8 protein-coding genes are annotated in these 8054 nt (G+C 52.5%); 5 read left to right on the top strand and 3 right to left on the bottom strand.

Annotated features, from left to right (window positions below):
- Nucleotides 1–1048 (top strand): LPS export ABC transporter permease LptF (lptF, locus tag Q8L50_RS15355; protein WP_305349503.1); only part of this gene is annotated, 1048 nt, incomplete at its 5' end.
- Nucleotides 1049–1057: 9 nt separating this feature from the next.
- A complete protein-coding gene (lptG, locus tag Q8L50_RS15350; protein ID WP_305349502.1) occupies nt 1058–2134 on the top strand; it encodes an LPS export ABC transporter permease LptG in 1077 nt (358 codons plus the stop codon).
- A gap of 14 nt (nt 2135–2148) precedes the next feature.
- On the opposite strand, the gene Q8L50_RS15345 is transcribed toward lptG, so the two are convergent.
- From Q8L50_RS15345 to Q8L50_RS15335, 3 genes are read right to left on the bottom strand one after another with little or no spacing between them, the layout of a single operon-like run.
- Nucleotides 2149–2565, bottom strand: coding sequence for a DUF3106 domain-containing protein (locus Q8L50_RS15345; RefSeq protein WP_305349501.1), 417 nt, complete (start codon nt 2563–2565; stop codon nt 2149–2151).
- Between the two features lie 4 nt (nt 2566–2569).
- Nucleotides 2570–2920, bottom strand: coding sequence for a DUF3619 family protein (locus tag Q8L50_RS15340; protein ID WP_305349500.1), 351 nt, complete (start codon nt 2918–2920; stop codon nt 2570–2572).
- Nucleotides 2921–2927: 7 nt separating this feature from the next.
- Nucleotides 2928–3494, bottom strand: coding sequence for an RNA polymerase sigma factor (locus tag Q8L50_RS15335; RefSeq protein ID WP_305349508.1), 567 nt, complete (start codon nt 3492–3494; stop codon nt 2928–2930).
- A gap of 282 nt (nt 3495–3776) precedes the next feature.
- Between Q8L50_RS15335 and Q8L50_RS15330 the strand changes: the two genes are divergently transcribed.
- The 3 genes from Q8L50_RS15330 to Q8L50_RS15320 all read left to right on the top strand — a co-directional run bounded on the left by Q8L50_RS15330 (nt 3777) and on the right by Q8L50_RS15320 (nt 7906).
- Nucleotides 3777–5438 carry a nitrite reductase gene (locus Q8L50_RS15330; RefSeq protein WP_305349499.1) on the top strand — a complete coding sequence of 554 codons (1662 nt, stop codon included), beginning with the start codon at nt 3777–3779 and terminating at the stop codon, nt 5436–5438.
- 77 nt (nt 5439–5515) lie between these two features.
- The gene (locus Q8L50_RS15325; RefSeq protein WP_305349498.1) at nt 5516–6055 is read left to right on the top strand and encodes a hypothetical protein; all 540 of its coding nucleotides are present in this window, start codon (nt 5516–5518) and stop codon (nt 6053–6055) included.
- Between the two features lie 210 nt (nt 6056–6265).
- Nucleotides 6266–7906, top strand: coding sequence for a nitrite reductase (locus Q8L50_RS15320; RefSeq protein ID WP_305349497.1), 1641 nt, complete (start codon nt 6266–6268; stop codon nt 7904–7906).
- The last annotated feature ends 148 nt before the right edge of the window (nt 7907–8054 follow it).

Genomic DNA, 8054 nt, shown 5'->3' with positions numbered 1-8054 from the left:
GCTGTTGGGTATTGTGGTAGTCAGTCAGCTGATACGCCTGTTGGGTGATGCTGTCAGCGGCAGGCTGGCGGTGGACGGGGTGCTGGCGCTGCTGGGTTTCAGTGCGATGAACTATCTGCCGGTGCTGCTTTCCATCAGTTTGTTCATCTCCATTCTGCTTACCCTGTCGCGTTGTTATCGGGATAGCGAGATGGTGGTGTGGTTCTGCTCCGGGGTTGGGCTGACGCGCTGGGTACGCCCGGTGATGTGGTATGCACTGCCCGTAGTGATGCTGATTGCGCTGCTCAGCCTGGTGCTGTCGCCGTGGGCATTGCAGAAAGCCGACGAATTCAAGCACAAACTGGAAAGCCGCGACGATGTCGCCGCCGCCACGCCGGGCACGTTTCGTGAGTCGAAGCAGGCCGATCGGGTGTATTTCATCGAAAATGTTGATGCTGGCTCCAATCGTGTCGGCAGCATCTTTGTGCGATCAGAACAGAACGGCAAGCAGGGCACGATGGTGGCGCGGCAGGGTTTGCAGGAAACGCTGCCGAACGGGGATCGTTTTCTGGTGTTGCTCAACGGAACGCGCTATGAAGGGATACCCGGACAGCGTGATTACAATATTGTGGAATTCGAGCGCTATGCGATACGTATCGACAGCGTGCCGGTCAAACAGGCGCAACCGGGAGTGCGCACCATGCCGACACTCGAATTGTGGCGCAACCGCACACTGTGGAACATCTCGGAACTGGAATGGAGGGTGGGATTGCCGATCAGTGCGACAATCCTTGCGCTGCTGGCGATTCCGTTGAGTTATGTCAACCCGCGTGCCGGCCGCTCGCTCAACCTGGTCCTGGCAATTGTGTTGTATATGCTCTACAGCAACATGATCAGCGTGACCAATGCATGGGTCGGCCAGGGCAAGCTGTCGCCCGGCATCGGGCTGTGGGGGATTCACGCAGTGATGCTGGCAATAACGCTGCTGATGTTTTATCGCCGCATGACCCTGTTCTCGCTACGCAGGCTGTTGGGGGTCAGCTCCGCCATGCAGGCCGGAGGGGATTGAGGTGAACACATGAATCTGCTGACGCGCTATCTCGGCCGTGAGATTTATCTCAGCGTCGCGTTGGTGTTTGCCGCGCTCCTCATGCTGTTTGCTTTCCTGGATCTGATTCACGAACTGAACGTGATGGGGCAGGGGCAATATCATTTGGGTTATGTGCTGCTTTTTGTGGTGTTGACTGTCCCGGCGCACGTTTACGAGCTGTTTCCGGTCGCGGTGCTGGTGGGCACCATCTTCGCGCTGGTGCAAATGGCGGCCAGCTCGGAATTGATCATTTTTCGGGTTTCCGGCGCATCGCTGTGGCAAATGGTGGGTGCATTGTTCAGAATCGCGCTGCCGCTGGTGATATTGAGCTTTGTTTTCAGCGAATTCATTGCCCCGCCCAGTGAGCGGATGGCGCAGCAGTTGCGCCTGAAGGCGCAGAACGCACAGGTCACACTCAAGGAGTTCCGCTCCGGCGTGTGGGTACAGGATGAAAACAGTTTCGTGAACGTGAAGAACGTGATGCTGGATACCAGTTTGTCGAATATCGACATTTACCGGTTTGATGAAACCCACCATTTGCAGGCGATCACTAACGCCAAGCGAGCAAATTTCATCGAGCAGGGACGTTGGCAGCTTGAAGACGTGCTGGAGACACGTTTTGACGGGCGGGGGGTCAGCATCCACACCGCGCCGGATCAGGAGTGGCGTTCGGCCCTGACCCCGGGCATTCTGAGCGTGTTATTAGTGGTGCCGGAGCAAATGTCCGCTTATGACTTGTATCAATATGCCAGCCATTTGAAAGATAACCGCCAAAAAAGCGCGCGCTATGAAATCGCCATGTGGAACAAACTGGTTTATCCGTTGGCGTTGGTGGTGATGATGTTGTTGGCTTTGCCGTTTGCGTCTTACCATCGGCGCGCGGGCGGGGTGGGCGCAATGATATTCATGGGCATCGCGCTGGGTCTGGTGTTTCACTTTGTCGGGCGGTTGTTTGCCAGTCTCGGCGCGCTCAATGATTGGCAGCCCCTCATCAGCGCCACGGCAGTGACAGGTTTGTTCTTGTTGCTGGGGCTGGCAATGCTCTGGTGGACCGAGCGACGCTGAAAAAATTCCGACTTTTACTGAGCTTGCTCTTCCTTGACCATCCGCCTCACCTGTTCGCGCTTGTCTTCGGGAACCTGGCTAAAGGCGCGATATTTGTCGCGTGCTGCCTGACGTTGTTCCGGAGTAAGTTTGCTCCATGCTCCCAGGCGGCTCAGGAAGCGCTGTTTTTCTTCTGTATTTAACTCAGGATAATATTTGGCGACATTCAACAGGTTGTGCTGTTGCGCCTCCGGTAACCCGTTCCACTGTTGAGATAATGGAGCGAGCGCCTCCTGCTGGGAGGGTGTGAGCGAATGCCAGGGCTGTGGTGACGCGGTGGCAGATGAGATGCTCAAGGCGCAAAGCAGCGTCAGGCAAGCGACAGACATGCCTCTGCCACGACGGCAAGCAGAGCCGGGATGATTGGGTTGGGCTGGAGCAGATTGCTTCATGCGGTTACCGATCTATGAAAATCTCCATAGGCAAGTCATCAGTCAGGATGGCGATATCCAGATGACTCATTTTATGTTCATGCGCATGATGCCAGTAGCTTATTCCACCCGCAAGCATAACTATCAGCAGGGCGGCCATGGCCATCCATTGATGGGTAGTGTGTGGTGTCGGCCAGTGTATGCCGTGCCCTGTGCTTAGCGTAAAAGCAGGCTGGTTCAATATCTGCCTCTCCAGTGCAAGATTGCGTGCCCGGCGCAATGCGGCGACGGTGTCGTCATCAAGCCGCTCGGTGGCGCGGGTAAGCAGTCCGGCAATCGCCTCGGGAGTGATGTCATGCGGATTGGTGGGTTTCATGTTCCTGTCACCTGTCTTCGGTCATTCGTTTAAGAGATGCAGCGAGCGCATGTGTTGCACGCGAACAGTGAGTTTTGACGCTTCCTTCGGTACATCCCATCGCCATGGCGGTTTCAGCCTGATCCAGACCCTCCCAATAACGCAGCAGGAAGGCTTCGCGTTGACGCGCCGGAAGCTTGGTGAGCGCCTGTTCAATCAGCGCGATCACCTGGCGTTGTTGCAGGGATTCGTCGGGGCCGGCCGGTGCGCTCTGATTCCCGTCGTCTTGCAGGCTTTCGAGCGGGTCATATTCCTCGCCGTCATTTTTCGGGATCAGTGAAGAAAACGCGGTCATGCAGGCATTCTTGACCTTTTGCCTGCGGTAATAATCGCGAATGGTGTTTTGCAAAATGCGCTGGAATAGCGGCGGCAATTCTGCGGCCGGTTTGCCCCCATATTTTTCGGCGAGTTTGATCATCGCGTCCTGCACGACATCCAGCGCGGCATGCTCATTTTGCACGGCATACAGCGCCTGCTTGTAAGCGCGGCGTTCTACGCTGCTGAGAAACTGTGATAGTTCGGCGGGGCTGGACAGGTTAATTGCTCCTTTACGAAGCTGGATGGTAGCAAATTACCGCACGGCATTGCATCAGCGCGAAGCTCCCATCGAACCGGATATTCCAATTTTTACAATAATCTTGACAAACTTTATCGACAATGATACATATACCCCGTGCCGTGGCGCAACCGCAGTTGAATTGCGCAATTTGGTGCAGCTGCTTGATAGAAAACGATTTTATGTGGTTTTCGTTCGTGCAGTAAGGGAGTAGAAAGTGGAGAGTAGTTAATATAACCTCAACATTCTTGGAGAATAATCATGAGTAAGAGCTACAAAAAGGCGCTGGCGGTATTGGCAGGTTTGGCCGCTTTGCCGCTGACCATTGCCAGTGCTTACGGTGCGGAGCCACCGAAGAGTGCGGCGGAGTATCTGGCAGCAGCCCCGGCAGCGATGTCGATGTCTGATGAAGATTTTGCAGTGGCAAAGGCATTGTATTTTAACCGGTGTGCCGGATGTCACGGAACAACAAGAAAAGGCGCTACCGGGCCTAACATCACCGATGAAAATATGAAAAAGAAGAGCTACGATGCTGAAGTAGTGAAGGTATTTATTACTAATGGAACCGGCGGCGGTATGCCGAGTTTTGGCGCTGGTGAGATGTCGGAAGCAGACATAGGGCTTGTCGCAAACTTTATCATGATGCCTCCTCCTGCGCCACCAGAGTTGGGAATGGCGGAAATAACCGAGAGCTGGAAGCTTATAATTCCGGAGGCTCAAAGACCCAAGAAACCGGAGCACTCCAAAAATTGGAAGAACTTTTTTGGCATTGTTTTGAGGGATGCCGGCAAGGTGGCAATAATGGATGGAGATACCAAGGAACTTGTCAATATTGTAGATACAGGCTTTGCGGTGCATATTCTGCGTTCTTCAGCATCGGGCAGGTATTTCTATTCCATAGGGAGGGACGGCAAGGCGACCATGATCGACCTCTGGATGGCTAAACCTGACAAGGTGGCAGAAGTAAAGACATGTCATGACGCGCGAAGCATAGACTCCAGCAAGTATAAGGGCAAAAAAGGGGATTTTGAGGACAAGCTCGCCATCATCGGATGCTATTGGCCGCCTCAGTTCGCCATACTTGATGGCCAGACGCTGGAACCCAAGAAACTGGTAAGCACAAGGTCTTTCACCTACGATACGAACGAGTTTGTCAATGAGGCGCGGGTGGCGGCTATTATCGCGGGGCATCACGATCCGGTATGGATAGCCAATATCAAAGAGTCCGGATATATCTGGACAATTGATTACTCTGATTTAAAGAACCTGAAGATCACCATGGCCGAAACCGAGCGGTTCCTGCATGACGGCGGCTGGGATGCCACCAAGAGGTACGTGCAGATGGCGGCCAACATGAGGAACAAGATGGTGATTGTTGACAGCCATACGGGCAAACAGATTGCCCAGATTGAGACCGGTCAGAAGCCTCATCCTGGCAGGGGAGCAAACTGGGTAGATCCTAAATTCGGCCCGGTTACAGCTACTCCGCATTTGGGAGAAGCGACAGTTGCCGCATGGGGCAGCGATCCCAAGGGGCATAAGCAGCATGCATGGAAGGTTGTCAGAAAGGTAGAGACCCTTGGCGGCGGTGGCCTGTTTGTCAAGACTCATCCGAATGCCAAGCATGTGTGGGTTGACCATACCTTGAATCCCGATGACAATATTAAGAGGAGCGTGTGTGCCTTTGAGAAGGCCGATAATGCCAAAAAGAAATGCTGGCAGGTGGCGGATCACGGCAGGGTTACCCATTTTGAATACAACCAGGCTGGTACCGAGGTATGGGTTGCCGTATGGGATCAAGTCGGCGAGCTGGTCGTTTATGATGACAAGACTCTGAAAGAAATAAAAAGGATTAAAGGAGATTGGCTCAGGACGCCTACAGGCCACTTCAATGTCTATAACGGCATGACGGATACTTATTAAGATCGTAAATACCTGCAAAGGGATTTAACCCCTTTGCAGGCTCTTTGCAGGAAATTTTTTAAATATAGGGGAAAAGCATGAAAAAGATAATCTCTACAGCATTAGTGGCAATAATGGTCTTGGCGGTTTCGGCTACTTCTGGCTTTGCGGCAGAAAAAGCGAAGGCGGCAGCGCATGCAAATTACTGGGATGGCTGGACGAAGGTCTATTCGCTGGATATGTTCCCGGAGTGTGGCGTAAACGTGCTTGGCGCGGGCGGGGATGACATACTCCAGGAAACCGTAGATGTTTACTGCGGGGTGAAACCGGGCGGATATGTAGCCTACATAAACCCGAAGGTAATGGATATATACAAGAAAAAAGGCAAAAAGTATCCTGACGGCAAGCTCGGCGTGCTGGTCTTTGAAAAGATCGGTGCTGTATTTACATCAGAAATCAAGGACGGGAAACCGATTTTTGATGTCGTTGCCATTGCTGACGGCAAGTCGATCGCATCGAAAGAGAAAGGCCATCCATTGAACCCGCAGGTCTGCTCAGATTGTCATCATACTGCGCAGGATGGTGTATGCAAAAAACATGGCTTTGTCTGCGGCGATGTGAACTTCAGAACGAAATAACATTCAGGATGTAATTTAGTTTAAAGCTTCGTTAGTAAAAACGGCCAAGGGCTTTTTCAAAACCTCTTGGCCGTTTGCTATTCTTCCTCTTTATTTCAGTAGTGCCCTGCAATTCAATTGAATAAATTTATTTGGTTATTGTCTTGCGGTGTGTTCAGGGCGCAGGAAGTGGAGAGTAGTTAACAACCTCAACATTCTAGGGGGATAATTATGAGCAAGAGCTACAAAAAGGTGCTGGTAGTATTGGCCGCATTGTCACTGGCTATTAGCAATGCCTACGGTGCAGCAGCCTCAGCCGGTGCTCCGGCGATGACCGCAGATGAAATGACTCAGGGGAGCAAGATTTTTTTCGAGCGTTGCGCAGGTTGCCATGGTGTGCTGCGTAAGGGTGCGACCGGTAAGCCGCTGACGCAGGATCTCACCATGGCCAAAGGCACAGATTATCTGAAGGCATTTATCGGTTATGGTTCACCGGGGGGTATGCCAGGCTTTCAATCCGGTGGCGAACTGACCGAAAAAGAAGTCGATCTGATGGCGCGTTATGTCCAACAGACGCCAGTGGCTCCGCCTGAGATGAGTTTGAAGGACATTGAAGCCACCTGGAAGGTCATCGTGCCGGTGAAAGATCGCCCAAAGAAGCAGATGAACAACATCAACCTGGACAACCTCTTCTCTACCACACTGCGTGATACCGGCGAAGTGGCGCTGATCGATGGCGATACCAAAGAAATTATCGTCAGACTCAAGACCGGTTATGCGGTACATATTTCCCGCTACTCCGCGTCCGGCCGCTACTTGTATGTGACTGGTCGTGATGCCAAGCTCAGCTTGATTGACTTGTGGGCGAAGGTGCCTAATGTCGTGGCTGAAGTGAAGACGGGTGTTGAAGCTCGCTCGGTGGAAACATCCAAGTTCAAAGGCTGGGAAGACAAGTATGCGATCTCCGGTACTTACTGGCCGCCACAATTCGTGATTCATGAAGGCGACACGCTGAAGCCGCTTAAAGTTGTTTCGACCAGCGGCATTGCCTCCGAGACCAATGAGTTCGTCAAAGAGGCACGCGTTGCAGCTATCGTAGCCTCTCACTACAAGCCTGAGTTCATGGTCAACGTGAAAGAAACTGGCAAAGTAATCATCGTTGACTATTCAGATCTGAATAATCTGAAGACAACGACGATCGACACGCCGCGCTTCCTGCATGATGGCGGTTTTGAGTCAACCAAGCGCTACTTCATGGATGCCGCTAACGCTTCCAACAAGATCGCAGTCATTGACATCAAGGAAAACAAGCTGGAAGCTGTGATTGATGTAGGCAAGGTTCCGCACCCCGGCCGTGGTGCAAACTTTATCGATCCAAAATTTGGACCAGTTTGGGCTACCAGCCACCTGGGTGACGACACCATCGCTGTCATCGGTACCGATCCAGTCAAGCATAAGAAATATGCGTGGAAAATGGTAAGGCAGATCAAGGGTCATGGTGCTGGATCGTTGTTCATCAAGAGCCATCCGAAGTCAAAAAATCTGTGGGTCGATGCGCCGCTCAACCCGGACGCCGGTGTTTACCAGTCGATCGGGGTGCTTGACATTAATAATCTTGAGAAGGGCGTCACCGTGTTACCGATTGCCGAATGGGCCAACCTTGGTGAAGGCTCCAAGCGTGTTGTTCAGCCGGAATACAACAAGGCGGGCGACGAAGTCTGGTTCTCGGTTTGGAGTGGCACAAAAGATAAATCTGCCATCGTGATTGTTGATGACAAGACCCGCAAGCTGAAGAAGGTCATCACTGATCCGAAGCTGATTACGCCTACCGGGCACTTCAACCTCTACAATACGATGCACGACATTTACTAATGCTTTTCGGTAGATTTCAATCTCGTCACTCCGGCGATTCTTGCCGGTGTGACGGATTTTGAAGGGTCATGCTGGAAAGTGAGCAATTGACGGGCAGGGTAACCCTGCCCTTTTTATAGGTGCGCCCGGCAAGAGGCGCGTTAGGTTG

It is taken from the genome of Polaromonas sp. (assembly GCF_030680935.1).
Lineage (GTDB): Bacteria > Pseudomonadota > Gammaproteobacteria > Burkholderiales > Burkholderiaceae_C > Polaromonas.
The sequence above is the reverse complement of the archived record's forward strand: the minus strand, read 5'-3'. Positions and strand labels throughout refer to the sequence as shown.